Source organism: Streptomyces sindenensis, assembly GCF_014649035.1.
Lineage (GTDB): Bacteria > Actinomycetota > Actinomycetes > Streptomycetales > Streptomycetaceae > Streptomyces > Streptomyces sindenensis.
The window spans coordinates 154,401-179,139 of the sequence record NZ_BMSG01000007.1 but is presented as its reverse complement, the minus strand read 5'-3'; the positions used below and the strand labels follow the sequence as shown (position 1 = coordinate 179,139).

Sequence of the window (24,739 nt, the reverse complement as noted above, 5' to 3'; positions counted from 1 at the left end):
TCAGCTCCTCTCCGAGGTGCCACGGCCCTGCGGGGCCGTGGGGGGCAGCGGGTCGGTCCGGGAGACCTGGGTCTCCGGGTAGGCGACATGGCCAGGGGCGACCGGCGGGGCGGGGACCTCGTCGATCCGCTCGGCGTGCTCGATACGGCAGGCGCACACCTTGTACTCGGGGATCTTGGAGCGGGGGTCGAGGGCATCGATGGTGAGGGCGTTGGCCGCGGTGGGGACGGGCCAGTGGTACGGGACGAACACGGTGTCGGGGCGGATCGCCTCGGTGACCAGAGCGGGGAAGACCTCGCTGCCGCGCCGGGTGACGACCCGGACGGGTTCGCCGTTGCGGAAGCCGTGGGAGGGGTGGATCTCGGCCCAGGGGCGCGGGGTCTGTTCGACGAGGGCGCCGAGCCTGCGGGTCTGGTTGCCGGAGAGGAAGTGGGCGACGGTGCGGCCGGTGGTGAGGGACATGGGGTGCTCGTCGTCGTACGGATCCATCGGCGGGTGCCATTCGACGACCTGGAGGTGGATCTTGCCGTCGGGGTGGTAGGTCTTCCCGTCCTCGAAGAGCCGGGGGGTGCCCGGGTGGTCGGTGGCGGGGCAGGGCCAGGCGATGCCGCCGGTCTCCTCCAGCCGTTCGTAGGTGATGCCGTAGTAGTCGTTGACGGTCCCGGCGGAGGCGATGCGCAGCTCGTCGAAGACCGACCGGGAGTCGGGGAAGTCGAATTTCTCGCCCGCTCCGAGGCGGCGGGCGAGTTCGCAGATCACCCAGGTGTCGGTCCGGACGCCCGGCGGCGGGTCCTGGGCCTTGTTGTGCTTGACCACGCGGGCTTCCGCGTTGGCCATCACTCCTTCGTCCTCGGCCCAGGTGGTGACGGGAAAGACGACATGGGCGTTGGCGGCGGTCTCGGAGAGGAAGAAGTCGAATTGGGCGTGGAACTCGGTGGCGTCGTACCCCTCCTTGACCACCCGGTAGTTGGGCAGGGAGACGAAGGGGTTGTTGCAGATGCCGATCAGGCCGCGGATCTCGCGGCGCTGCATCTGCCAGACCATCTCCATCATGGAGGTGCCGGCGGGCGGGAGTTCGGACTCCTCGATGCCCCAGATCTCGCAGATCTGACGGCGGTGCTCCTCGTTCATGATCGAGCGTCCGCCGGGGAGGAGGTCGGACTTCTGGCCGTGCTCGCGGCCGCCCTGCCCGTTGCCCTGCCCGGTGATGGTGCCGTAGCCGGCGCCGGGCTTGCCGATGTGGCCGGTGGCGGTGCAGAGGTTGATCACGGAGAGGCAGTTCTCGACGCCCTGCGAGTGGTGCTCGATGCCGCGGGCATGCCAGGCCATGGCCTTGGGTGCGCGGGCGAAGGCCCGGGCGACCTGGACGATCTGCTCGGCGGGGATGCCGCAGATCGCGGCGGCGCGGGAGGGCGGGTATTCGGCGGCCTTGGCCTTGAGCTCCTCCCACCCGGCGGCGTGGTCGGCGAGGAAGTCCTCGTCGGTGAGCCCTTCCTCGATGACGACGTTCAGGACGGAGGTGAAGAAGGCGGAGTCGGTGCCGGGTCTGAGGGCGACGTGGATGTCGGCGGTCCGGGCGATGGCGGTCTCGCGCGGGTCGACCACGATGAGGGTCGCGCCGCGGTCCCGGGCGCCCCAGACGTACTGCGTCATCACGGGGAAGCACTCGCCGACGTTGGAGCCCGCGATGAGCAGGCAGTCGGTGAGCAGGATGTCGGAGAAGGGGTTGCCGGCCCGGTCGATGCCGAAGGCCAGTTTGTTGGCGCCCGCGGCGCTGACCATGCAGAGGCGGCCGTTGTAGTCGACATGCCGGGACTTGAGCGCGACCCGGGCGAACTTGCCCACCAGATAGGTCTTCTCGGAGAACAGGCTGGCCCCGCCGAGGAGCCCGAAGGCGTCGTTGCCATAGGTCTGCTGGATGCGCTTGACCTCGGAGACGGTGAAGTCGAGGGCCTCCTCCCAGGAGACCTCCCGGAACTCCTCGTCGCGGGAGCGGCGCATCAGCGGGGCGGTCAGCCGGTCGGGATGGTTGACCTGCTGATAGGCGTTGATGCCCTTGGGGCAGAGCCGCATCCGGTTGATGTCGTGGTTGCGGGGTTCGACGCCGAAGACCTTGCCGCCGTGGTCCACGCGCAGATACATCCCGCACTGGACGCCGCAGAAGCAGCAGTGAGTGGGGACGAGCGTCTCGCCGTTCTGGTCGGCGTGCCACCGGTCGGCCGGGATGCCGCCCGCGTCACGGAAGGCGCGGGTGCCGGGCGGAGCGAGGGAGGGGTCCAGGGGGATGAACGTGCGGCGGTCGGCAGCAGCTCGCGGATCCGCGGTCAATTGAAGCCCTTCTTCACATGGGAGAGGTAGGCGCTGCCGCGCAGCACCCGCTTGCAGCGCGGGCAGTATTCGGCCCAGGCGTCGAAGTCGAGGCGGAGGTCGCGCATGGTGCCGCGGAGGTTCTCGACGTAGGGCCCGGTGTCGATGGGTTCCTCGCAGCGGCGGCAGGCGAACACCTCGTCGTCCTTGCGGCCGGTGTACTTGAACAGCTGCATGCCGACCGCGGCCGGGCGCTGGACGATGTGGAAGAACTTGCCGAACGGGATGTAGATCAGGGTGAAGACGACGGACACCATGTGCAGGATCGCCAGGAACTGGTAGCCGCCGCCGTGCAGGAAGACCGAGGAGAAGGTGAGCAGCAGGCCGGTCACGGAGATGACGATGAGCGCGATCAGCGGCACCAGGTCGTAGGCGAAGCGCTGGCCGGTGACGGCGCCGCGGTCCTTCATCCGGCGCCACAGGAAGTACGAGGCGCCGGGGATGACGAGGACGGCGGCGATGTCCAGACCGTGGAACATCAGCCAGCCGAGCAGGTTCAGGGAGTCGAAGCCGAGGATCTTGAAGCCCCAGATCCGCATCTCGTAGCCGGGTCCCGATCCGGTGCTGGAGGTGAAGGTGAACCAGCCCCAGGTGAGCGGGAAGGTGATCAGGGCGGCGAGGACGCAGCCCCAGAAGATCAGCTGGTGGGCGGCCCAGCGGGCGTGGGAGCGGGCCCCGAGGAACTTCTGGAAGCCCAGGTAGGTGGCGATCATCCTGGGCAGGGCGGTGGGGGCCCGGCGGAAGTTCTCCATCGAGAAGAGGCTGCGCCAGCCCTGTTTGAAGAGGCGTCGGGCACCGGGGGCGGAGATCCAGACGGTGTAGCGGTAGGCGACGCCGAAGGCGAGGAAGACCGTGGCCACGGCGTAGGGGAGGAGGGCCGAGTCGAAGTTGCGGAGCATGCGGCTGCCGAGCACGATCGCGAGGATCAGGAGGGCGGAGACGACCACTCCGGCGAGGGTGGCCCGGGTGGTGACGGACCGGGGGCCGGTCGGCGCGGGAGGCGTGGCCGAGGGTTCGCCGGGGGCGGGGGGCTCGGCTGCTGCGGTGGCTTCTGAGGGCTCGGTCACCCGGCCACCGTAGGGCTGTTTGGGCAGTTTGAACCCGTTTTAGGGGGTGAGAGGGTGACCGGGTCGCCCGGACAGTCGCAAGGGTCGCCTCGCCGGGACCGGACCCGGGCCTCCTGCTCGCGCGGGGCCCGGCGCAGCGGCCGTACGGGGTCTCGGACGCCGCTTCCGGGTCGCCGGTACGTTCGAGGTGCAGTGGCCCGTGTTCTTCGGCGGGCCTCGACCCCGACCGGAGGAGCCGCACGATGACGCGCGAGGGCAAGACCCCCGAACTCCCGCCCCTGCTGGACGCGCTGACCGATGTGGCCGGCATCCGTGTCGGCCACGCCGAGGTCGCCGGTGCGGGCGCGCTGAGCGGCACGACCGTCGTCCTGGCGCCCGAGGGCGGGGCGGTGGCAGCAGTGGATGTCCGGGGCGGCGGGCCGGGTACGCGGGAAACGGACGCGCTGGACCCGCGCAACCTGGTGCAGCGGGTCGACGCCGTCGTCCTCACGGGCGGCAGCGCCTTCGGCCTCGACGCGGCGTCCGGCGTGATGGCCTGGCTGGAGGAGCAGTGCCGGGGCGTCCGGGTCGGCCCCGGGCCCACCCAGGTGGTGCCGGTCGTTCCGGCCGCCGCCCTCTTCGACCTCGGCCGGGGCGGCGACTGGCGGGCCCGCCCCGACGCGTCGACCGGCCGCGCCGCGGTGGAGTCCGCGGCTGCCACGGACCCCGGGGCGCCGGTCGCCGAGGGCTCGGTGGGCGCGGGCACCGGCGCGGTGGCCGGCCCACTCAAGGGCGGCATCGGCACGGCGAGCGTCCGCCTCGCCTCCGGCGTCACGGTGGCCGCCGTCGTCGCGGTCAACGCGGCGGGCTCGGTGGTCGACCCCCGGACCGGGGTGCTGTTCGGGGAGTACGGGGCCGGGGAGCCGCCGGTCCACCCTCCGGCCGAGGTCCACGCGGCGGCGGAGCGGCGGCTCGCGCGGGAGCGGGAGGCCATGGAGGCGGCCGGGGGCGGGGTCCCGCCGTTCAACACGACGATCGCGGTCGTCGCCACGGACGCGGACCTGACCCGGGCGCAGGCCCAGAAGCTGGCGGGCACCGCGCACGACGGCCTGGCCCGCGCGGTGCGCCCGGTCCACATGCTGACCGACGGGGACACCGTGTTCACCCTGGCCACCGGGCAGGCGCCGGTGGAGCCGGGGAACCCGGTCGCCGTCAACGAGATCCTGGCGGCGGGCGCCGACGTCCTGGCGCGGGCCATCGTGAAGGCGGTGCGCGCGACCCGGAGCGCCGGAGGGCCGGGGGGCACGTTCCTCTCGTACACGGAGCTGTACGGGGACGGGCCGCGGTGAGGCCGCGGCGGGGGGCGCGCGGTGTGAGCCGGGGGCGCGCGCGGATGGCCGACTCACCGTCCGCGTAAGGGAGTTCCTCCCAAGCGCCCGAAATGCACCGGGCGCGGGCGGGGAACTTTCAGCGGGCGCCTTACGTTTTCATCCAACCCCGGTCACGATGTCAGGCCCAGGGACTACGTTAAGCACGCATCGAGTAACACGCGGCGACGGCCTGGAGACACCACCTTGAGCGATCCGTGCGAGACAACCGAGCACCACCTCGACCGACTCCTGCGACGCGCCCTGAACTCCTTCGACCTCCCCGACAGCACGGTCGACCGTCTCGGCACGGCGCTCGCCCACAGCAGTTCGCTGCACTCGTCGCACCACAGCTCGGCGCTGCACCGCGAGACCTACCGTCACACGTATCTCCTCGCCGACGGTTCCGCGCTCACTCTGTGGGAGCTGGTGCACAGCGGCGGCCGTGACGTGCACAGCCCGCGCCGGCACGAGCTGTACGACGACGAGGGCGACGCCCGTATCGCCGCGTCCCGGCTGGCGGGGAGCCTCTCCGACTCCCCGGCCTTCGGCGAAGAGGGGATGCCGGAGGCGCCGGGGGACCTGGAGATGCTGACGGTCCTGATGTCCGCCCCGCCGACCCCGCTCCCCCGGACGTACGCCCCCGACAACTCCGCGGACCACGCCCGCCGCGTGCTGCGCCGGGCGGAGAACGCCGACCGCCCCGGCGAGGAGAAGGCGCGGCTGCTGCGGGCCGCCTTCGCCCACCACATCACCCAGGTCTTCGGGCGGCAGTGCGACGTCGACGGCCGACCCGCCGGATTCACGCTCTACGAGCACGCGTTCCTGCTGCTGGACGGCAGCGAGACGAGCCTGTGGGAGGTCGAGCACACGGCGACCCCCGACGGCCGCCACATGTGCGAGGTGTACGAGGACGAGGACACCGCCCGCGCGGCGATGGAGAACCGCACCCGGATCTGCTGACCCACGTCTCCGGGGCCTGCACCTCCGGGAACCACGTCTCCGGAACCTGCGCCTCCGGGGCCTGCGCCTACGGGGCCCGGAGGTGCGAGACCCGGAGGCGTCGCACCCCGGGGACCCGCACCCCTGGGACCGAACCCCCCGGGCCCGCGGCCCCTCAAGGCCACTGCCCCCGGGGCCGGCTCCCCTGCCGCACCGGTCAGATCAGATCGGGCCGGACTCTGCGTGGGCGCGCGGCCGGGCGGGCAGCGCGAACATCACCAGGAAGATCACCGAGAGCACCCCGGCCACCCACCACAGCGCCCCCTGGAACGCGTCGACGAACGCCGGCCCGACCGCTTCCGGGGCCAGCCGGTCGCCGATCGCGCCGAAGAAGACGACGGAGACCAGACCGAGGCCGAGCGCGGTTCCCATCTGCTGCACGGTGTTGATCAGGCCGGACGCCGAACCGGCATGCTCCTGCGGCACTTCGGAAAGGACCGTGTCGGTCAGCGGAGCCACGATCAGCCCCATCCCCGCGCCCATGACGACCAGCGGGACGGCCATCTGCCAGGAGCTGATGCCCATGCCGTACTGCTCGCTCTCCCAGAGGTAGATCAGCAGCCCGGCGATCATGAGGAGCGCACCGGCCTGGAGGACCTTGCGGCCGAAGCGGGGCACGAGCTTCTGCACGGAGATCCCGGCGGCCACCGAGACGGAGACGGAGAAGGGAATGCCCGTCACACCGGCGCGCAGCACGCTCCAGCCGAGACCCATCTGCATGTAGAGGGTCCAGACCAGGAAGAAGATGCCGAGGCCGACGCCGAAGGTCAGCTGCACGGCGATACCGGCGGCGAAGCTCTTCACCCGGAACAGGGACAGTTCGATCAGCGGCGAACCGTCGGTCAGGGCCTTTCGCCGCTGGTGGGTCACCAGCGCCGCGAAGACGAACAGGCTGCCCACCATCGAGAGATGGCCCCAGAGCGGCCAGCCCAGCTCGTGCCCCCGGGTGAGCGGGTAGATGAGCATCAGCATCGCCAGGGTGATCAGGGCGACGCCGGGCAGGTCGAGGCGGACCGCCTTGGGGGCCTTGGACTCGGTGATGAACTTCGCGCCGAGGATCAGTCCGGCGATGCCGACGGGCAGGTTGATCAGGAAGATCGGCCGCCAGCCGAGCCCGAAGAGGTCCCACTCGGTGAGCAGGGCGCCCAGCAGTGGACCGGAGACCGCGCCGAGTCCGACGACCGCGCCGAAGAGCCCGAAGACCTTGCCGCGCTCGTGGGCCGGGAAGGTGGCGTGCACGATCGAGAGGACCTGGGGCACCATCAGGGCCGCCGTCGCGCCCTGGAGAATGCGGGCGGCGACCAGTATCTCGGGGTTGGGCGCCAAGCCGCACAGTGCCGAGGCGAGCGTGAATCCGCCGATGCCGATGAGGAAGAGCCGCTTGCGCCCGTAGATGTCGCCGAGCCGGCCGCCCGTGATCAACCCGGCCGCGAACGCGAGCGCGTAACCAGCGGTGATCCACTGGATCGCGGAGACGGAGGCTCCGGTCTCGCGCGTGATGCTGGGAATCGCGATGTTGACGATCGTGACGTCGACGAGGTCCATGAAGGCCGCGGTCATCACGATGGCGAGCGCGAACCAGCGACGCCGGTCGGCCGGGGCAGCCGAGGAGACGGGCGGTGCGGGCGACGTGAGCGGTGCGGGCGACGTGAGCGGTGCGGGCGACGTGAGCGGTGCGAGCTGCGGGGCCGCGGGCGGCGGCGGTGCGGAAGAAGGCATGGGAAGAACCTAGGCGTCCATTAGGTCAGATCATGACCTGATGGTCCGCCATCCTGAGGCCATGTCCGATACCCCGGCACGTCTGCTGAAACTGCTGTCCCTCCTTCAGACCCCGCGCGAATGGCCCGGCGGCGAACTGGCCGAGCGGCTCGACGTCAGCCCGCGCACGATCCGCCGCGATGTAGACCGGCTGCGCGACCTGGGCTATCCGGTCGAGGCCTCGCGCGGCTCGGTCGGCGGCTACCGCTTGGTCGCGGGGGCCGCCATGCCGCCCCTGCTGCTGGACGACGAGGAGGCGGTGGCCATCGCGGTGGGGCTGCGGGCCGGGGCGGGGCACGCGATCGAGGGCGTCGACGAGGCCTCCGTACGGGCGCTGGCGAAGCTGGAACAGGTGCTGCCTTCCCGGCTGCGGCACCGGGTCTCCGTGCTCCAGAACGCCACGGTTCCGCTGACCCGGGGCGACGGCTCCACCATCGACCCGCGGACGCTGACGACGCTGGCATCGGCGGCCACCGGGCGGGAGCGGCTGAGGTTCGCGTACCGCAGCGGCGACGGCACCCGGACGAAGCGGCAGGTCGAGCCGTACCGGCTGGTGAGCACCGGGCAGCGCTGGTACCTGGTGGCGTACGACGTCGGCCGGGAGGACTGGCGTACGTTCCGGGTGGACCGGATCGGCGAGCCGTACGCCACGGGGGCCCGCTTCGCCCCGAGGCCGCTGCCCGTCGAGGGCGCGGGGAGCGGAGCGGGCGCCGGGGGCGAGGACGCGGGGAACGGGGACGCGGCGACGTTCCTGGCCCGGTCGATGCGGCGGATGCAGCCGGAGCTGCGGCTCGACGTGCGGTTCGGCGCGCCGGCGGAGTTCGTGACGGCGCGGCTGCCCGCGCACCTCGGGGCGCCGGAGCCGGACGGGGAGGGCGGCTGCCGGCTGCGCGCCTCGTGCACCGATTCGCTGGAGTGGGTGGCGCTGCGGCTGGCGCTGGTGGACTGCGAGTTCTCCGTGCAGGGGCCGCCGCAGCTGGCGGCGTACCTGGAGGACCTGGGCGCCCGGCTGACCCGGGCCGCCGCCGGGGCCGGGACGGAACCGCGACAGGAGGCCGGCCCGGAGCAGGAGCTGGAGGCCGGCCCGGAGCAGGAGCTGGAGGCCGGCCCGGAGCAGGAGCTGGAGGCCGGCCCGTAACAAGGCCCGGAACAGGGATGAGCCCCGACGCCGGGGGGGGGTGGACGCCGGGGCTCAGCTCGTGGACCGGTGAAAAACCGGTCGGGTGACCGGAACGACCCGGTCGGTCGGCCGGTGCGAACCGGCTTGATGGGGAGATTACGGGTTAATGGCTCACGCCGCAGCGTCAAAGCCCGTGTCGTGAGCCATTCGCTTCAATTCGAGCAGTGCGTGCTTCTCTATCTGCCGGATCCGCTCCCGCGTGAGGCCGTGCTGCTTGCCCACCTCGGTCAGGGTCCGCTCGCGTCCGTCCTCGATGCCGTACCGCATCTTGATGATCGAGGCGGTCCTGTTGTCGAGCTTGCCGATGAGGTCCTCCAGCTCCTCACTGCGGAGCAGGGTCATCACCGACTGCTCGGGCGAGACGGCGGAGGTGTCCTCCAGCAGGTCGCCGAACTGGGTGTCGCCGTCGTCGTCCACGGACATGTTGAGACTGACCGGGTCGCGGGCCCAGTCCAGGACGTTGCCTACGCGCTCGGCGTTGGAGTCGAGCTCGGCGGCGATCTCCGAGTGCTCCGGGTCGCGCCCGTGCTCGCGGTTGAACTCGCGCTGGACCCGGCGGATCCGGCCGAGCTCCTCCACCAGGTGGACGGGGAGCCGGATCGTACGGGACTGGTCGGCGATGGACCGGGTGATGGCCTGCCGGATCCACCAGGTCGCGTACGTGGAGAACTTGAAGCCCTTGGCGTAGTCGAACTTCTCGACCGCGCGCACCAGGCCGGCGTTGCCCTCCTGGATCAGGTCGAGCAGAGGGAGTCCCGCGCGCGGGTAGCGGCGGGCCACGGCGACGACGAGCCGGAGGTTGGAACGGATGAATATGTCCTTCGCGCGCTCGCCCTCGGCGACCAGCGCCTCCAGCTCCTCACGCTTCGCGTCACCGGCATCGCTCTCCACCTCGCCGTCGAGGATCTGCTGGGCGTAGACGCCCGCCTCGATGGTCTGGGAGAGGTCGACTTCCTTGGCGGCGTCGAGCAGCGGTGTGCGGGCGATCTCGTCCAGGTACATGCCGACCAGGTCGCGATCGGCGATCTCCCCGCCCACGGCGCGAACACTGCTTGCCCGGTCGGTCTCACCGGAGGCGGCGGACGTACGACGGGCGACGGCACGGGTTGCCATGCGTGCTCCCTTGCTGAGTAGGTCGCGACACCCTTCCGGGTGCCCTGCATCCGATGGAAACAACGACTGGAATCCGGACAGAATTCCCATGCGGCACATTCATTTTCGTGATCATGCAGTACCCTGTCCGGCTCCGACCACCGGACACCGCTTGCGGATCCCGTCGGAATCGCAGGTCAGAGCCGGTGCGGAAGGTGTTCCGGCCCCCTTGCCGGCCCCTTCTCCGCCCCTTGTCGGCTCTCCGGCCGGGTACCCGGAATCGGCGCGTCCACCCGAAGCGCCGTACTCCCGCCCGAAACGCCGTGCTCCACCCCGAGAGACGGCTGCGGTGGCGTTCGGGTTGCTCACGACGTCCGCGACGGGCGTCGCACGGCAGACGGCAGCCTGACGCCAGGGCCCAGGCCCACCGGCCGATCCGGCCGGTGACCACGGACGCCGGGGAGCTGTTCGCGCGGGCGGCGGCGCACGGCGACGACCACACCCACAAGGTCACCGACACGGCCCTGGAGGTGGGCGACGCGCTCGCGTTCTTGACCGCCCGGCGCGCGATCGAGCCGACCCCGCCGACGTTCTGAACCTGCCGGTGTTCCGAACCCGCCGATCTCCTGGAGCTGCCGGTGCTCTGAACCCGCCGATCTCAGGGACCCGCCGGTGTTCTGAACCCGTCGGCGCAGCAGGCGGCTTCGCCCCTCAGCCGAACTGCACCGAGCGCTTCGCCAGCCCCATCCAGAAGCCGTCGATGACGCTCCGGCCCCGGTCCAGTTCGCCCTCGGCCGCGCCCAGCGTCACGAACAGCGGAGCGAAGTGCTCGGTGCGCGGGTGGGCGAGCTTTCCGGCCGGGGACGTGTGCTCGAAGTCGATCAGCGCGTCGATGTCCTGGGCCCGCAGCGCGCGGTCACCCCAGTCGTCGAACTCCGCCGACCAGCCGGGCACCCCGCCGCCCTGGTGCCGCAGAGCCGCCAGGTTGTGGGTGAAGAAGCCGCTGCCGACGATCAGCACGCCCTCGTCGCGCAGGGGCGCGAGCCTGCGCCCGACGTTCATCAGCTTCTGCGGATCGAGGGTCGGCAGGGAGATCTGGAGTACGGGAATGCCGGCGTCCGGGAACATCTCCACCAGCGGGACGTACGCCCCGTGATCCAGCCCCCGGTCCGGGATGTCCTGGACCGGCGTACCGGCGCCGCGCAGCAGCTTGCGGACGCTGTCGGCGAGAGCGGGCGCGCCCGGGGCCGCGTACCGCACCCCGTAGTAGTGCTCGGGAAAGCCCCAGAAGTCGTACACCAGCGGCACGGTCTCGGTGGCTCCCAGGGCGAGCGGGGCCTCTTCCCAGTGGGCGGAGACGATCAGGATCGCGCGGGGGCGGGGCAGGTCCGCGGACCAGGCGGCGAGTTCGCCGGGCCAGACGGGATCGTCGGCCAGGGGCGGCGCGCCGTGCGAGAGGTAGAGGGCGGGCATGCGCTCCGCGGTGGCTGTCATGGCACTCCCCATCCACTGGGCGCCGGATCCCGGGCGGCCGGGCGCCGTGCTGGGCGTCGGGTCACCGGATCCGGTCACGAGTTCGTCAGAGCGGTAGTTCCCCGAGGTCATCCGGGGGAACGTGGTCCAGGGGCCCTGCGGAATTCCGCGCGAGCCCCCCTCGGGTCCCCCGGCCGGGAGCCTCCCGGGAAGGCTTCTTGAAACTTCAAGGTCCTACCTGTGGAGACCTTAGCTCTATCTAGTTCAACTTTCAAGAAAAGGTCGTACAGTGGAGTCCATGACCACGGCATCCACCAGCGCACCGCGTTGGCTCTCCGACGAGGAGCAGCGCGTCTGGCGCGCCTATCTGCATGCCACCACGCTGCTGGAGGATCACTTCGACCGCCAGTTGCAGCGCGATGCCGGTATGCCGCACACCTATTACGGACTGCTCGTCCAGCTCTCGCAGGCCCCCCGCCGCCGGATGCGGATGACGGAGCTGGCCAGGAACGCGAAGATCACCCGTTCCCGGCTCTCGCACGCCATCGCCCGGCTGGAGAAGAACGGCTGGGTCCGCCGCGAGGACTGCCCCTCCGACAAGCGCGGCCAGAACGCGGTGCTCACCGACGACGGCCTCGACATGCTGCGCCGCTCGGCGCCGGGCCATGTCGAGGCCGTACGGCAGGCGATGTTCGACCGGCTCACGGACGAGCAGGTCAGAAGCCTCGGGGAGATCATGCGGACGCTCGCCACCGGTCTGGAACCGGAGGGCGCGGACGCGGATCTGCCCTGGCTCCGCTGAGCGGAGCCAGGGCAGATCCGGGGGCCGGCCCCCGTCAAGGGCCGGCCGCCGTCGAAGGACGGCCGGTGACGGCCGTCAGTGGGCGACCACCGGGATCTTGAACTCGGCCTCGGCGTCGTCGGCGCCTTCGCCGGAGGCGCCCTCCGCGCCGCCCGTCCCCGTTCCGGGGCGGCCGGTGTTGATGAGGCCGATCGCGATGACGGCCGCGGCGACGAGGATGCCGACCGCCCACCAGATCGCGGCGGCGAAACCACTGACCATGGCCTGGAGCTCCAGGAGCTTCGGGTCCGTGGCGCGGGCCGCGTGATCGGCGACGTACGCGGTGGTGGCGCTCGCGGCGATGGTGTTCAGCAGGGCGGTGCCGATGGCGCCGCCGACCTGCTGCGAGGTGTTGACCATCGCGGAGGCCACTCCCGCGTCACGCGGCTCGATGCCGTGCGTGGCCAGGGACATCGCCGGCATGAACGCCGTACCCATACCGAGGCCGAGCAGCAGCATGCCGGGCAGGATGACGGCCGCGTAACTGGTGTTCAGGTCCAGCTGGGTGAGCAGGAGCATGCCGACCGCGGCGACCAGGAAGCCGGGGCCCATCAGCAGACGCGGCGGGACCCGGGTCATCAGCCGGGTGCCGATCTGGGTGGAGCCGGTGATCATGCCCGCGATCATCGGGAGGAACGCGAAACCGGTCTTGACCGGGGAGTAGCCCTTCACGACCTGGAGGTAGTAGGTCAGGAAGAGGAACAGTCCGAACATCGCGATGATGGCGAGGCCCAGCGAGAGGTACACCCCGCCGCGGTTGCGTTCGGTGAGGACGCGCAGCGGCAGCAGCGGCGACTTCACGCGCGCCTCGGTCACGACGAAGGCCAGCAGCAGCACGGCGGCGGCGATGAACATCGAGACGGTCAGGCCGTCCGACCAGCCGGCCGACTCGGCGCGGGTGAAGCCGTAGACCAGGGCGACCAGGCCGAGCGTGGAGAGCACGACGCCGGGGATGTCCAGCGGTGCGCGGTTGCGGGTGCCGGAGGGCTCACGGATCACGAAGTACGCGCCCGCGGCGGCGACGACGGCGAACGGGATGTTGACGAAGAACGTCCAGCGCCAGTTCAGGTACTCGGTGAGGAAGCCGCCGAGGATCAGCCCGACCGCGCCACCGCCACCGGCGATGGCCCCGTAGATGCCGAAGGCCTTGGCGCGCTCCTTGGCGTCGGTGAACATCACGGCGAGCAGCGAGAGCGCGGCCGGGGCGAGCAGGGCGCCGAAGACACCCTGGAGGGCCCGGGAGCCGAACATCATCGCCTCGTTCTGGGCGGCCCCGCCGAGCGCGGAGGCCAGCGCGAAGCCGATCAGGCCGACGACGAAGGTGCGCTTACGGCCCCAGAGGTCGGCGATCCGGCCGCCGAAGAGGAGGAGGCCACCGAAGGCGAGGGCGTAGGCGGTGATGACCCACTGCTTGTTGCCGTCGGAGATGCCGAGGTCGGCCTGGGCGGAGGGCAGCGCGATGTTCACGATGGTCGCGTCGAGGACGACCATCAGCTGGGCGAGCGCGATGAAGGCGAGGGCTTTCCAGCGACTCGGATCGGGAAGGGCGGTGTCAGCCGTTCGGGACGGGCCGGCCGTTTTTGACATGGGTGTAGCCACCTAAGGACATATGAGGGCGCCGAGGCGTCGCCGAGTGGGCGTCGGCGGTACGCGGTGTGGCGTACGCGCGACGGTTACGTGGGCCCGCCCGCGTGTGCCCCCGTGGATGACAGGGGCGTACGGGCCGGTGTTCGGGTGGGGCGGGACTGTGAGGCCGGTGGGGTCGGCGGGTCCGGAAGGTTCAGGTCGGTGCGGCCGTCAGGAGCGCCGCAGATCCTCCAAGGTCGCCGCCGATCCGGGCAGTTCGGAGCGGGCCGGGGTCTCCAGGCCGTCCAGGAACAACTGCAGATGACGGTGGGTGAACCGGTCGATGCCCTGGCAGGCGATGCCGGGGAGCGGCCGGGTGAGTTGGGAGAGGGCGACGAGTACGTCACCGACGGCGATGTCGGTGCGCAGCCGCCCCGCGGACTGGGCGCGCGACACGAGCCCTGCGACGGCCTCTTCGAGGCGGTCGCGCTCGGCGAGCAGATCGGGGTGGTCCTTGTCGAAGACGCCGGAGATCATCGGGCACAGGGCGCCGATCCGTTCGTCGGCGGCCGCGTGCACGAAGCGGCTGAGCGCGGCGAACGGGTCGGACTCCGCGGCGACGGCCTCCTCGGCCCTCAGCGTGGTGCGGGAGGTGACGGCGAGGACGACCTCGTGGGTGAGGGCGGCGCGGTCGGGGAAGTTCCGGTAGAGCGTGGCGTTGCCGACGCCCGCGCGGCGGGCGACGTCGTCCAGAGCCACGTCCGGCCCCAGCTCGACGAACAGCTCGCGCGCGGCCGCGATGATCCGCTCGCGGTTGCGCAGCGCGTCGGCCCGCGGACGGGCGACGCGGCACGGCGGTGCCGGCGCGGCGCTCTTCCCGGCGACGGCCTGAACGGCGTCCTTGGCGACGGTCCTCACTGCGACCCTCCTCCCTTCCGTCTCTGCGGTCGGCTTTCGTTTGCGTAGCCGGCCGGACCCCCTCCGTAACCGGGGACCGTTTCCCCGTTTAGCGGGGACACGTATGCAAACGGGGAGAGGTTCCCCGCTTATTTCCCACCCACCGCGTGACCTGCATCACATCATTTCGCGGGAAACCCACCGATCGGCGCACCCAGCGAGCGGCCCCGCACCACCCGGCACAGGCTGATCGCCAGAGCGCAGTCAGGGGTCGGCCGACTGCCGCGGACCCCGAAGGCGCCTCTATGCAGCAGCCCCGCCACCGGATACGCAGACACCGCCGCCCGGTCGCCCTGGCCGGAGCGACCGCGCTGGTCATAGCCGCCATGGCCTCGGCCAGCACCACCCTCCCCTCGGCCGGCCGCGCCTCGGCGGGCCCGGCGGCCACCGCCCAGGACTCCGCGCTCGCCCCGTGCCGGATCACCGCGGCCATGGGCGTACAGATGTCCGAGGGCCTGCCGACCCCGCCCGGCTACGCCCGGTCGACCGGTGAGATCAGGGCGCTCAACCTGATGATCGACTTCCCGGACGCGGAGGGGACGGAACCCGCGACGGACCGGTTCGCGGAGTTCTTCCCGCAGACCTCCGACTGGTTCAGGACCAGCTCCTACGGCCGGCTCGTCTACCGGCCCGAGGCCCCCGTCAAGGACTGGCTGCGGATGCCGATGGCGTTCACGGAGTACGGGATAGAGCGCGGCTCACCGTTCGAGCCGGGCTACCGCCAGCTGGTGAAGGACATCGTCGCGGCCGCCGACCCCCGCGTCGACTTCTCGGAGTACGACCTGGTCAACATCCTGGTCAGCCCGAACGCCGGCCCCTCCGCGCTGGACACCGTGCTCTCGGTGACCTTCTCCGGCAACGACGAGGCCCCGGAGGCGGACGGGGCGCCGCTCGCCAACACCTCGTTCGTCTACAGCCGCCAGGACGACGGTTCGGGGTCGTACGCCGAAACCGGCTACCGCGTCCTGCCGCACGAGAACGGCCATGTCTTCGGACTGCCCGACCTCTACACGATGGAGGGCGGCGGCTCGGTCGGGCACTGGGACATCATGTCCGAGGACTGGGGCGCCAATAACGACTTCCTGGCCTGGCACAAGTGGAAGCTCGGCTGGCTCGACAACGAGCAGATCAGCTGCGCGTCGCAGCCCGGCGTCAGCGAGCACACGCTCGGCCCGCTGGCCACCGAGGGCGGCACCAAGCTCGCCTTCGTCCCGCTGAGCGCCCAGTCCGGCTACGCCGTGGAGGTCCGCACGGCGGCCGGCAACGACGAGGCGGTCTGCCGGCCCGGGGTGCTGATCTACAAGGTCAGCTCCGACGTGGACACCGGCCAGGGCCCGGTCTCCGTCGCCGACGCCACCGAGGACAGCGGCGGCTGCACCCGACGCCCCAACGTCCACGCGGAACTGTCCGACGCCCCCTTCCGGCCCGGCCAGACCTTCACCGACCGGGCCAACGGCGTACGGATATCCGTGCTGGACGAGGACGACGACGGCAACTACCGGGTGCGGGTCAGCCGCCCGTGACGGGGTGGGCCGGCGGCCCGGACCGCGTGCCCGTGAGCGGCGCGGCCGCCTCCGCCAGGGCTCGGATCCGTTGCTTGACGAGCTTCCCGGTGGCGTTGCGCGGGAGCGGCTCGTCGGTGAACAGCACCCGGGCGGGCACCTTGAACGCGGCGAGCCTCCCGCCGACGTGGTCCCGCAGCTCCCCGGCGGTGACCGTCGCCCCGGCGCGCAGCCGGACGACGGCCGCCACCTCCTCCCCCAGCACCGGATGCGGGACGCCGAGAACGGCGGCGTCGGACACGTCCGGGTGGTCGTGCAGGACGCCCTCGACCTCGACGCAGTACACGTTCTCGCCGCCCCGGATCACCATGTCCGTGCGCCGGCCGACCACGGAGACCTGCCCCTCGCGGCGTACGGCGAGGTCCCCCGTACGGAACCAGCCGCCGTCACCGAAGGCCTCCTCGGTCGCCGCCGGGTCGCGCCAGTAGCCGCGGAACAGCGACTGGCCGCGCAGCCACAGCTCACCCGTCTGCCCGTCGGGGAGCTCCTCGCCCGACGGCCCGGCGATCCGGACCTCGGTGACGGGGGTCGGGCGGCCCGAGCCGGCGGGGTCGGCGCGGTAGTCGTCCCCGAAGTGCGCGAGGACGCCGCCGCTGGTCTCGGTGAGGCCGTAGCCGTTGCGGGGCTCGACGCGCTTGCCGTACCGGGCGGTGAGACGGGACACCAGGGCCGGCGGGGGCGCGGCTCCCCCGGTGCTGAACAGGGTGAGGCTCGCCAGCCCGTCCCCGGTCTGCTCGGCGGCGTCCAGCAGTTGGAGGGCGGTCGTCGGCACCCCCGCGAAGTGCGTGACGCCATGGGCCCGGATCAGCCGCAGCGCCTCGTCCGCGTCCCACCTGCGCATGAGGACGAGGGTGCCGCCGGCCGCCATCGCACCGTAGAAGCCGGTGAACGCGGCGACGTGGAAGAACGGGAACGTCATCAGGGAGATCGGGGCGGGCCCCATCCCCGGCACGGCCCCCCGCCCCAGCGCGGAGGCCGCCGCGTGGTAGCGGGGATTGAGCGCGGCCCCGGCCTGGGCGAGATGGGTGGCCACCGCGCCCTTGGGGCGGCCGGTGGTGCCGGAGGTGTAGAGGATCGTGGCGTCGTCCTCGGGCCGGGGCTCGACGTCGGGCGGCGCGGCCAGCGGATCGGGGGCGGGGAAGTCGTCGTACCGGTCGAGGCGCAGCGCCTGCGCCCCGGACGCTTCCGCGTCGTCGGCGTGCTCGCCTCGCTCCTCGTGCTCCCCGTGGAAGAGGACGACGTACGCCCCGGTCCGCCGGGCCCAGCCGGCCACCCGGCCCAGCCGCTCCCCGTCCACGAGCAGCACGCCGGGCTCGCAGTCGTCAAGGGCGTGGACGAACTCGCCCTCGGTCCACCAGGCGTTGAGCGGTACGGCGACGAGACCGGCCAGCTGGGCCGCCCAGAAGGCGATCTGCCACTCGGGATGGTTCCGCATCGCGATCACAGCCCGGTCGCCGGAGCGCAGCCCGTACCGCTCCCGCAGGCGTACGGCGAGGGCGGCGGCCGCGGCGAAGAACTCCCCGTAGGAGTAGGTCCGTTCACCCGCGATCAGGAACGGCGTGTCCCCGTAGGCCCAGGTGGTCTCGACGAACTCGCGCAGCGTACGGGGCCCGTCGGCGTACTCCGGCGTCCCCCGCTCACCGAGGACCACGGCGAAGGGCGCGCCGGGGCCGGTGAGACGGGCGTGGATGCGCTCGGCGCGCTCGGAGTCCGGCTTCCCGCTCGGGGGCGGGTCGGTGTGCGGCACGGCGGCGGCCTTTCTTGCGCTGGCTGGGTGGGAGTGACGTTAACCGGTAGCGCGGCGCCCCGACGTTTCAGCGGCCGGCCGGGGGGCTTGGGCCAGGGCCCCCTGCGGCCGGGTCCGGGACGCAGGGGCCCTCTGCGGCCGGGTCCGGGACTCGCGCCGGGGAGGAGCCCCTTCTCCACGAGGGAGTCGCCCCCGGCGTGGCGATCCGATCCAGATGCTCCCCCGGCGCCTGCTCCCGGACACCGGCCACTACGCGCACGGTCACCTCGTGCGGCGCGTCGAGCGCGGTGGGGCGGCGGCCATCGCAGCGCTCTTGGAGGTGGCCGACTTCGCCGTCGCCGTCGCCGCGTGGGCGACACCCGTGCGCCGCCGCCTGCGCCTGCTTCGTCCGCTTCGGCAGGGTGCCGGAGCGGACTGACCGACAGCTAGGACCCCTTACCCGCCCTGCTCGCCCTACTCGCCCCCGGAGGAGCCGAATGCGGCGTCTGCGTTCTCGCCACCCCAGCCACCCGGGCTGCGCCACATGACCTTGACACCGAAGACGTCGCGAATCGTGTCAACAGACCAGTCCTCGGACGGCGGTTCGGAGAGAACGAGGTAGAGGCCGTCGGCAGGGGCGGGCAGCGTGTGGTTGATCTCCAGCAAGCGTGTCGCACCCGAGCGGAGGTCCGCGTAGGTGGAGCGTCCCGCGCCCAGGGCCTCGTAGAGGAAGAGGCCGTGTTCGGTGACGCAGCTGACGTCGACGACAGGCGAGTCGGCCGGCTGGAGGTCCGCCCAGAGGAGCGAGGACTTCAGCGCGTGGCGGACCGCCTCGTGCTTCTTGCACGTACGGTCGGCCCCGGCGGCCGCTTCCAGCGCGCGGAGGAAGCCGTCCTTCGTGGTGGCGGCCGGTGGTGCGGCGGTGGTGTCCGCGGTGGTCATCTGCACTTCTTCCTTCTGATCGGCCCCCGTCGGGGCGACGGGAACCGCGCCGTCGGGATCCGGCTTCGTCGCCGGGCCGAAGCGCGCCTGGATCTCTCTCTGCGCTTCGGACAGGGCCTCCGCCCAGCCGGAGGCCGCCAGCTCCTCCGCGAGCTGCGCCGCCTCGAGAGTGCCCTCCTTGAGCGCGCGGTTGGTCGTCGCGGCGAGGTCGCGGAGTACTCCGAGTCGCTCTCTGTCCGGATCTCCGAACAGGTGAAGCACATCGACCCAGTCGGCCTGGTCCCGCCGGAGGATGCGGTTGGCCATGCCCTGGAGTTCGGAGAGACGGCTGCGGGCGTCGGGAACTTCGCCGTCGCTCTCGGCCAGCTCTCCGAGAACATCCAGCGCCGCGACGTAGCGCCCTGCCATCCGCTCCGAAATGGGCGACCGGCCGCGCTGGTCGCCGGTGAGCACGGTCTGGGTCGTCTCGTTGGCGAAGACCCAGCAGTCCAGCTGCTCTCCCAGCAGCGGGGGAACCGATCCGTGGCGGACGGTCAGGACGAGCGGTCGGTCGATCACCGGCGACAACGACTTGACCTTGTAGCGACCACCCGGGACCCGGTCCACGACCTCGACCCGGACATCGGTGCCGATCCGGGGCAGCCTGCCGACGCCGCTGCCCTCCGGCCGGGGATCGGGCACCGCCGGCGCCTGGGCGTCCCCGGTGCCGGTGAGCGCCTCCGGCAGCGCGGCGGTGTGCAGGACGGTCAGGCTCTGGGTGCCGCGGGTGAGGGCCACGTACAACTGGCGCAGCCCGGCGGGACCGCGGTCGGCCATCGTGGCGGGCTCGACGACCAGGACGTGGTCGTACTCCATGCCCTTGACCTGGGCTGCGGCCAGCACGGAGACGGCCTCACGGTTCCGCTCGCCGATGGCGCCGTCCTCCACGATCCTGCGGCTGATGGCGTCCAGCCACTCCGAGTCGTCGGGGACGATGACGGCCACGGAGCGGGGGGTGCTGCCGTCCGTGGTGCCCGTCAGCCGGGCCACGTGGGCGACGGTGTCGTCGAGCAGCTTCGACGGCTCGGTCGCCACGGTCCGTACGGCGTCCGCTCCCGCTTCCCGGACCGCCTCCGGGTAGGGCAGGGCCGGAGCGATCGCCCGTGCGAGCGGGGCGACGAACTCCATGACCTCGGCGGGGACGCGGTAGCTGGTGGTGAGCTCGGCCACGCTCCAGTCGCCGTGGTCGGAGAGGAGGGCGCCCAGCAGGTCCCAGCTCGTCGGGGTGTGGGCGCCCGTCGCCTGCGCGAGGTCGCCCAGCACGGTCATCGAACCGCCCACGGCACAGCGCCGCCGCAGGGAGCGGGCCTGCATCGGCGTGAGGTCCTGGGCCTCGTCGACGACGATGTGGCCGTATCTCGGCGGGGTGTCGCCGCTGATCAGCATGCGGAGCTCTTCGAGGCAGACGTGGTCGTCGAGGGTCCACGGGTCGGCGTCGGCGCTGGCGGCGCGGGCTCGCATCAGGGCCGCCTGCTCGTCCCCGTCGAGGATGCCGTCGGCGCAGTCGCGCAGGAGGTCGGCCGAGTCGTAGAGGCTGCGCAGGGCCTCCCGGGGGCCGGGGGACGGCCAGACGCGTTCGACGAGGCGCTCGACCCGCCGGTTGCGCTCCAGGTCGCGGCGGATCGTGCCGGCCTGCCCGCGGCGCGGCGCGATGCCGGCGAGCTCCTGGAGGAGCCGGTCGACGAAGAGGCCCCGGAAACGGTCGCGTCGCTCCCGGAAAGGCCCGTCACCGGCATGGGCCTGGTCCAGGAGGGCGAGGACCTCGGACTTCGGAACACGAAGGGTCGTACTGCCGGCGTTGACGACGATCCCGGGTTCGTCGCCCTTGAACGAGGGAACGGCGGTGAGGGGGTCGAGCGCCTCGGGGCGGTAGTCGCTCTCGACGCGACGCCGCAGGACGGCCGCCATGCGGTCGTCCGACTTCACCAGGCGCGCCTTCGGGGGGTCGACGCCGAGGATCTCCCCCTCCCACAGGCGTTCCAGCTGGACGGCGTTGACGCCCCGGGTGCCGAGCGTGGGGAGGACCTGCCCCACATAGTCGAGGAACCGCTGGTGGGGGCCGATGACGAGGATGTCCGGGGCCTTGAAGTGCTCGTTGTTGACGAGCCAGGTCACCCGGTGCAGACCGACCGCCGACTTGCCGGTACCGGGACCGCCCTGCACGACGAGGATGTCCGACGGCGAACCGGTCACCAGCTGCATCTGGTCACGGCGGATGGTCTCGACGATGTCCCGCATCCGCCCGCCGCGCGACCGCTGGAGCTCCCGCAGCAGGAAGTCGTCCGGCTGGAGCGCCTTGCGCCGCTGCCGCCGTACGACATCGCCGGGAGTGGGGGCCGGGGTGCGCTCCGGGGCAGGGGTGCGCTCCGGGGCAGGGGTGCGCTCCAGGGCAGGGGGCGCGCCCGGCTCCTCCGGCGCGCTGTCGTCGGCGGCCTGGCGGGGCTCCGGTACGGCAACGGGTTCGGGCGCCGGCTCGACCGAGGGCGCAGGAGCGGCCTCCAGCGAGGAGATCTCGTCGAAGTAGCTCTCGACGACCTGCCGCACGCAGCGGAGCTGCCGGCGCAGGACCACCTCGCCCGGGCTCTCGCGCCGGGTCTCGATCCAGGTCTTCGCCAGGGGGCTGGTCCACAGCAGAACGACCGGGTCATTCGCGCTGTCCTTCACCCCGCGGCGCCCGATGTACCACGGCCGGGGCTCCCCTCCCGGGTCCTCCGGCGCATCGACGCGGGCGAAGACCAGCGCCTCGTCGCCCAGCCCTCCGTAGGCCTCGGCCCGCGCCTCCGCCTCGGCCCGGTTGGCGATCCCGTCCTTGCCGCTCGCCGAGGCGGTGGCGGCCGAAGTGCCGCTCATTTCGGCCAGTTTCATGGTGTAGCAGTGGTATGCGTGGTCCACCGCCCGCTGCTCGCCGGCGAGGATCTCGTCCCGAGTGGTGGTGCTCATGTGCGTCCTCCCTGCGGTGCCGGGCGACACCGCCACGGGCATGCGCCCGTACCCCACGGAAACAACTATCAGAAACCGGGTGGTGACGAACAGTCAGTGGATCAGTTCTCGGACGAGGCCGTCGGCCTCGGCCCGCCGGACCCGCACTTGGCCGTACGCGGGCCCGAGTTCGTACAGGCGGCAGCGACATCACGACCCCCGCTGACCGGGCCGTCCTGGACTCCGTCCACGCCGCCCGGCACCCTGGCCGCCGTGGCGCGGGCTCGCCCCCTCGCCCCGCAGCTTCCCGCGCAGCCGCCACGCCTCCAGGAACGTCAGCGACACGACGCCCTCGGCCGCACTCCGGTCCCCGCCGGTCCGGACGGCGCACCGGTAGGCGATCTGGGCATGATCGCGGAACACCTCCCGGAAGGCGTCGGGATCCCCCGCCCGGATTCGGGACCCCCGACCGGATTCGGGGCCCCCGCCCGGATACGCGTACGCGTCGAGTAGCTCACCCCCCGGCTCGTCCGCTCACCCGGACAGGCTCCCGTGACCTGCGTCACGGCGACCGCGCGTCGGCCGCCGCACGGTCGGCATGAGCCCCCGGGCGCGCGATCACCGGTCCGCGGAGCCGCTGCCGCGCCCAGCCCGTTCTCGTGGACAGAGCCGGCACCGGGCGACCGACGGCAGAGCGGGCGTCGGCGACCAGCCCTGACGACGGCCGCGGCCAGGGATTTCCCGCGCATATCGGTCCTCTATGAGATAGGCCACTTCGGGCGCCATAGGCAGGGGCCGTCACCCCGGCCTACAGTCCTTTCCGTTTGCGGAGTATTCGACTCCGCTCTGTCCGGCCCACCCCTCCGCTCCGTACACGACCTGTACGCGCACACGGAGACCGGGCCGATTCCCCGACTCACAAGGAACCGGGAACATCTGTATGGGCACGTTGGAAACCTGGGTCGTCGACCTTAACGACATCTTCTGGACCTATCTGCTGATTCCGCTGGTCGCCGTCGCCGGCGTCTGGTTCACGCTGCGCTCCAAGGGCGTGCAGATCCGCCTGATCCCGGAAATGTTCCGCGTCTTCAGGGACAAGCCGCAGTCCGGCGTCAGCCCCTTTGGCGCCTTCACCATCTCCGCCGCGGCGCGGATCGGCACCGGCAACATCGCCGGTGTGGCCACCGCGATCACCATGGGCGGCCCCGGCGCCGTCTTCTGGATGTGGATGATGGCCCTGATCGGCGGTGCCTCGGCGTTCGTCGAGTCGGTCCTGGCCCAGCTGTACAAGGTGCGCGACACGGAGCCCGGTACGTACCGGGGCGGCCCGGCCTACTACATGCAGAAGGCGCTCGGAATGCGCTGGCTCGGCGTGGTCTTCGCCGTTCTGATCACGCTGACGTTCGGGTTCGTGCTGACCGCGGTGCAGTCCAACACGATCACGGTGGCCACGAAGGGCTCCTTCGGCTCGGACGCCTCCTGGTTCAACCCCGTCCTGGGCGTCGCGCTCGCCGCGCTGCTCGCGCTCGCGGTGTTCTTCGGCGTGAAGCGCCTGACGGCCGTCACCAAGGTCATCATCCCGGTGATGGCCGCGCTCTACCTGCTGGTCGGCCTGGTCATCGTGCTCCTCAACCTCGGCAACGTGCCCGGCATGCTCGGCGACATCGTCGGCGGCGCCTTCGGCTTCCGCGAGGTCGCGGGCGGCGCCGTGGGTACGGCCATCCTGCAGGGCGTACGGCGCGGCATGTTCTCCAACGAGGCGGGCATGGGTTCCGCCCCGAACGCCGCCGCGGCCGCGGAGACCACGCACCCGGTCAAGCAGGGCCTGGTCCAGACCCTCGGCGTCTACTTCGACACCCTGGTCATCTGCACCATGACCGCCTTCGTGATCCTCTCCGCCAACCCGACCCTCGGTGAGCGCGGCGGCGCGGACGTCACCCAGGCCGCCTTCACCAGCGCGCTCGGCGACTGGGCCGGTCACCTGCTGACGCTGGTGGTCTTCATGGTCGCCTTCAGTTCCATGATCGGTAACTACTACTACGGCGAGTCCAACATCCAGTTCATCACCCGCAGCAAGCACGTGATGAGCACGTACCGCGTGGTGGTCATCGCCTGCGCCGTCCTCGGCGCGATCGGCTCCGTCCCCCTGGTCTGGAGCCTCGCGGACGTCACGATGGGTGCGATGGTGCTGGTCAACCTGATCGCGATCATCCCCCTCGGCGCGGTCGCCTTCCGCCTCCTCGACGACTACCTGGCCCAGCGCCGCCAGGGCCTCGACCCGGTCTTCCGCAAGGACCAGGTCCCGGGCCTGCGCGGCGAGGTGGAATGCTGGGACGCATCGGACCAGGACGCCACACCGCGGGAGCGCATTCCGGCCGGCTCGCTCTGACCCGGACGCGCCCCGTGCGACCGTACGCCCCGGCGGGCGGCATCCCGGGAGGGGTGCCGCCCGCCGGGCTTTTCGAGGCCGGGCCCGGATCCCGGGAACCGTGCCGAAGGGCGGCACGAAGGTATCGCGGCGCACAGCGGCAATGGGGGCGACCTCCGCGATCCCCATCCGCTACGCTGTCAGCGGTCAGTCGATCTACCCGTGCGCCTGCTCGTGGAAAGCGTCCTTCCGGATCTCTCCTGCGGCACCGCCACAGACTCGTATGACCAGGGCGTTTACCTCACTCCGCCTGGCATTCCCCACGGGGGTTTCCGGCAGGGTACGGCAAGCCCCGCCTTCGTAGCTCAGGGGATAGAGCACCGCTCTCCTAAAGCGGGTGTCGCAGGTTCGAATCCTGCCGGGGGCACAGTGCCTGACCAGGCACGGACCTTCGAACAGCCCCCTCGGATCGACAGAGGGGGCTGTTTTCGTGTCTGCGGGGGCGTAACGCCACGCGACGCCCTGGTTACGGAG

Annotated in this window: 17 protein-coding genes and 1 tRNA gene; 9 read left to right on the top strand and 9 right to left on the bottom strand. The window is 71.8% G+C overall.

Annotation, left to right across the window (positions count from 1 at the left end; all coding sequences use genetic code 11):
* Positions 1-2,328: a molybdopterin oxidoreductase family protein gene (locus IE145_RS11525; protein ID WP_189520817.1), complete on the bottom strand. Its 2,328-nt coding sequence runs from the start codon at positions 2,326-2,328 to the stop codon at positions 1-3.
* The gene (locus tag IE145_RS11520; protein WP_189520816.1) at positions 2,325-3,434 is read right to left on the bottom strand and encodes an MFS transporter; all 1,110 of its coding nucleotides are present in this window, start codon (positions 3,432-3,434) and stop codon (positions 2,325-2,327) included. The genes IE145_RS11525 and IE145_RS11520 overlap by 4 nt, the downstream gene beginning before the upstream one ends.
* 242 nt (positions 3,435-3,676) lie before the next feature.
* Between IE145_RS11520 and IE145_RS11515 the strand changes: the two genes are divergently transcribed.
* Positions 3,677-4,762, top strand: coding sequence for a P1 family peptidase (locus IE145_RS11515; RefSeq protein ID WP_189520815.1), 1,086 nt, complete (start codon positions 3,677-3,679; stop codon positions 4,760-4,762).
* Positions 4,763-4,987: 225 nt separating this feature from the next.
* Positions 4,988-5,743: a DUF6227 family protein gene (locus tag IE145_RS11510; RefSeq protein ID WP_189520814.1), complete on the top strand. Its 756-nt coding sequence runs from the start codon at positions 4,988-4,990 to the stop codon at positions 5,741-5,743.
* Between the two features lie 201 nt (positions 5,744-5,944).
* Here IE145_RS11510 and IE145_RS11505 read toward each other — a convergent pair whose 3' ends face one another.
* On the bottom strand, positions 5,945-7,501 hold the full coding sequence (locus tag IE145_RS11505) for an MFS transporter (RefSeq protein ID WP_189520813.1): 1,557 nt from the start codon (positions 7,499-7,501) through the stop codon (positions 5,945-5,947).
* Positions 7,502-7,562: 61 nt separating this feature from the next.
* On the opposite strand from IE145_RS11505, the gene IE145_RS11500 reads away from it, so the two are divergent.
* Positions 7,563-8,678 (top strand): helix-turn-helix transcriptional regulator, encoded by a 1,116-nt coding sequence (locus IE145_RS11500; protein WP_229825508.1) that lies wholly within the window; start codon positions 7,563-7,565, stop codon positions 8,676-8,678.
* Positions 8,679-8,831: 153 nt separating this feature from the next.
* Here the strand turns inward: IE145_RS11500 and IE145_RS11495 are convergent, their stop codons facing one another.
* Positions 8,832-9,833: a sigma-70 family RNA polymerase sigma factor gene (locus IE145_RS11495; RefSeq protein ID WP_189520811.1), complete on the bottom strand. Its 1,002-nt coding sequence runs from the start codon at positions 9,831-9,833 to the stop codon at positions 8,832-8,834.
* A gap of 422 nt (positions 9,834-10,255) precedes the next feature.
* On the opposite strand from IE145_RS11495, the gene IE145_RS11490 reads away from it, so the two are divergent.
* The gene (locus tag IE145_RS11490) at positions 10,256-10,408 is read left to right on the top strand and encodes a hypothetical protein (protein WP_189520886.1); all 153 of its coding nucleotides are present in this window, start codon (positions 10,256-10,258) and stop codon (positions 10,406-10,408) included.
* A 115-nt stretch (positions 10,409-10,523) separates the two neighbouring features.
* Here the strand turns inward: IE145_RS11490 and IE145_RS11485 are convergent, their stop codons facing one another.
* The gene (locus IE145_RS11485; protein WP_189520810.1) at positions 10,524-11,306 is read right to left on the bottom strand and encodes a dioxygenase family protein; all 783 of its coding nucleotides are present in this window, start codon (positions 11,304-11,306) and stop codon (positions 10,524-10,526) included.
* 268 nt (positions 11,307-11,574) lie between these two features.
* Between IE145_RS11485 and IE145_RS11480 the strand changes: the two genes are divergently transcribed.
* Positions 11,575-12,087, top strand: coding sequence for a MarR family winged helix-turn-helix transcriptional regulator (locus tag IE145_RS11480; RefSeq protein ID WP_069737145.1), 513 nt, complete (start codon positions 11,575-11,577; stop codon positions 12,085-12,087).
* A gap of 75 nt (positions 12,088-12,162) precedes the next feature.
* On the opposite strand, the gene IE145_RS11475 is transcribed toward IE145_RS11480, so the two are convergent.
* Both IE145_RS11475 and IE145_RS11470 read right to left on the bottom strand, forming a co-directional pair.
* Complete coding sequence (locus IE145_RS11475) at positions 12,163-13,713, bottom strand: MFS transporter (protein WP_189520809.1); 1,551 nt, start codon at positions 13,711-13,713, stop codon at positions 12,163-12,165.
* Positions 13,714-13,923: 210 nt separating this feature from the next.
* On the bottom strand, positions 13,924-14,610 hold the full coding sequence (locus IE145_RS11470; protein ID WP_189520808.1) for a TetR/AcrR family transcriptional regulator: 687 nt from the start codon (positions 14,608-14,610) through the stop codon (positions 13,924-13,926).
* Between the two features lie 284 nt (positions 14,611-14,894).
* On the opposite strand from IE145_RS11470, the gene IE145_RS11465 reads away from it, so the two are divergent.
* Positions 14,895-16,172, top strand: coding sequence for a M6 family metalloprotease domain-containing protein (locus IE145_RS11465; protein ID WP_189520807.1), 1,278 nt, complete (start codon positions 14,895-14,897; stop codon positions 16,170-16,172).
* Here the strand turns inward: IE145_RS11465 and IE145_RS11460 are convergent.
* Positions 16,159-17,958, bottom strand: a complete 1,800-nt coding sequence (locus IE145_RS11460) for a class I adenylate-forming enzyme family protein (protein WP_189520806.1) — start codon at positions 17,956-17,958, stop codon at positions 16,159-16,161. The genes IE145_RS11465 and IE145_RS11460 overlap by 14 nt on opposite strands.
* A 214-nt stretch (positions 17,959-18,172) precedes the next feature.
* Between IE145_RS11460 and IE145_RS11455 the strand changes: the two genes are divergently transcribed.
* On the top strand, positions 18,173-18,376 hold the full coding sequence (locus IE145_RS11455; RefSeq protein WP_189520805.1) for a hypothetical protein: 204 nt from the start codon (positions 18,173-18,175) through the stop codon (positions 18,374-18,376).
* A gap of 35 nt (positions 18,377-18,411) precedes the next feature.
* Here IE145_RS11455 and IE145_RS11450 read toward each other — a convergent pair whose 3' ends face one another.
* Positions 18,412-21,858: an AAA family ATPase gene (locus IE145_RS11450; RefSeq protein ID WP_189520804.1), complete on the bottom strand. Its 3,447-nt coding sequence runs from the start codon at positions 21,856-21,858 to the stop codon at positions 18,412-18,414.
* Positions 21,859-22,777: 919 nt separating this feature from the next.
* Between IE145_RS11450 and IE145_RS11445 the strand changes: the two genes are divergently transcribed.
* Positions 22,778-24,226, top strand: coding sequence for an alanine/glycine:cation symporter family protein (locus tag IE145_RS11445; protein ID WP_189520803.1), 1,449 nt, complete (start codon positions 22,778-22,780; stop codon positions 24,224-24,226).
* A gap of 333 nt (positions 24,227-24,559) precedes the next feature.
* Positions 24,560-24,632: transfer RNA gene (locus tag IE145_RS11440), tRNA-Arg, on the top strand.
* Positions 24,633-24,739 lie beyond the last annotated feature (107 nt).

What these genes read in the sequence shown, in the direction of transcription:
- IE145_RS11465 (WP_189520807.1), top strand. Translation starts at nt 14,895, where the DNA reads ATGCAGCAGCCCCGCCACCGGATACGCAGACACCGCCGCCCGGTCGCC.
- IE145_RS11485 (WP_189520810.1), bottom strand. Translation starts at nt 11,306, where the DNA reads ATGACAGCCACCGCGGAGCGCATGCCCGCCCTCTACCTCTCGCACGGC.
- IE145_RS11455 (WP_189520805.1), top strand. Translation starts at nt 18,173, where the DNA reads ATGCTCCCCCGGCGCCTGCTCCCGGACACCGGCCACTACGCGCACGGT.
- IE145_RS11450 (WP_189520804.1), bottom strand. Translation starts at nt 21,858, where the DNA reads ATGAGCACCACCACTCGGGACGAGATCCTCGCCGGCGAGCAGCGGGCG.
- IE145_RS11515 (WP_189520815.1), top strand. Translation starts at nt 3,677, where the DNA reads ATGACGCGCGAGGGCAAGACCCCCGAACTCCCGCCCCTGCTGGACGCG.
- IE145_RS11505 (WP_189520813.1), bottom strand. Translation starts at nt 7,501, where the DNA reads ATGCCTTCTTCCGCACCGCCGCCGCCCGCGGCCCCGCAGCTCGCACCG.
- IE145_RS11500 (WP_229825508.1), top strand. Translation starts at nt 7,563, where the DNA reads ATGTCCGATACCCCGGCACGTCTGCTGAAACTGCTGTCCCTCCTTCAG.
- IE145_RS11445 (WP_189520803.1), top strand. Translation starts at nt 22,778, where the DNA reads ATGGGCACGTTGGAAACCTGGGTCGTCGACCTTAACGACATCTTCTGG.
- IE145_RS11475 (WP_189520809.1), bottom strand. Translation starts at nt 13,713, where the DNA reads ATGTCAAAAACGGCCGGCCCGTCCCGAACGGCTGACACCGCCCTTCCC.
- IE145_RS11495 (WP_189520811.1), bottom strand. Translation starts at nt 9,833, where the DNA reads ATGGCAACCCGTGCCGTCGCCCGTCGTACGTCCGCCGCCTCCGGTGAG.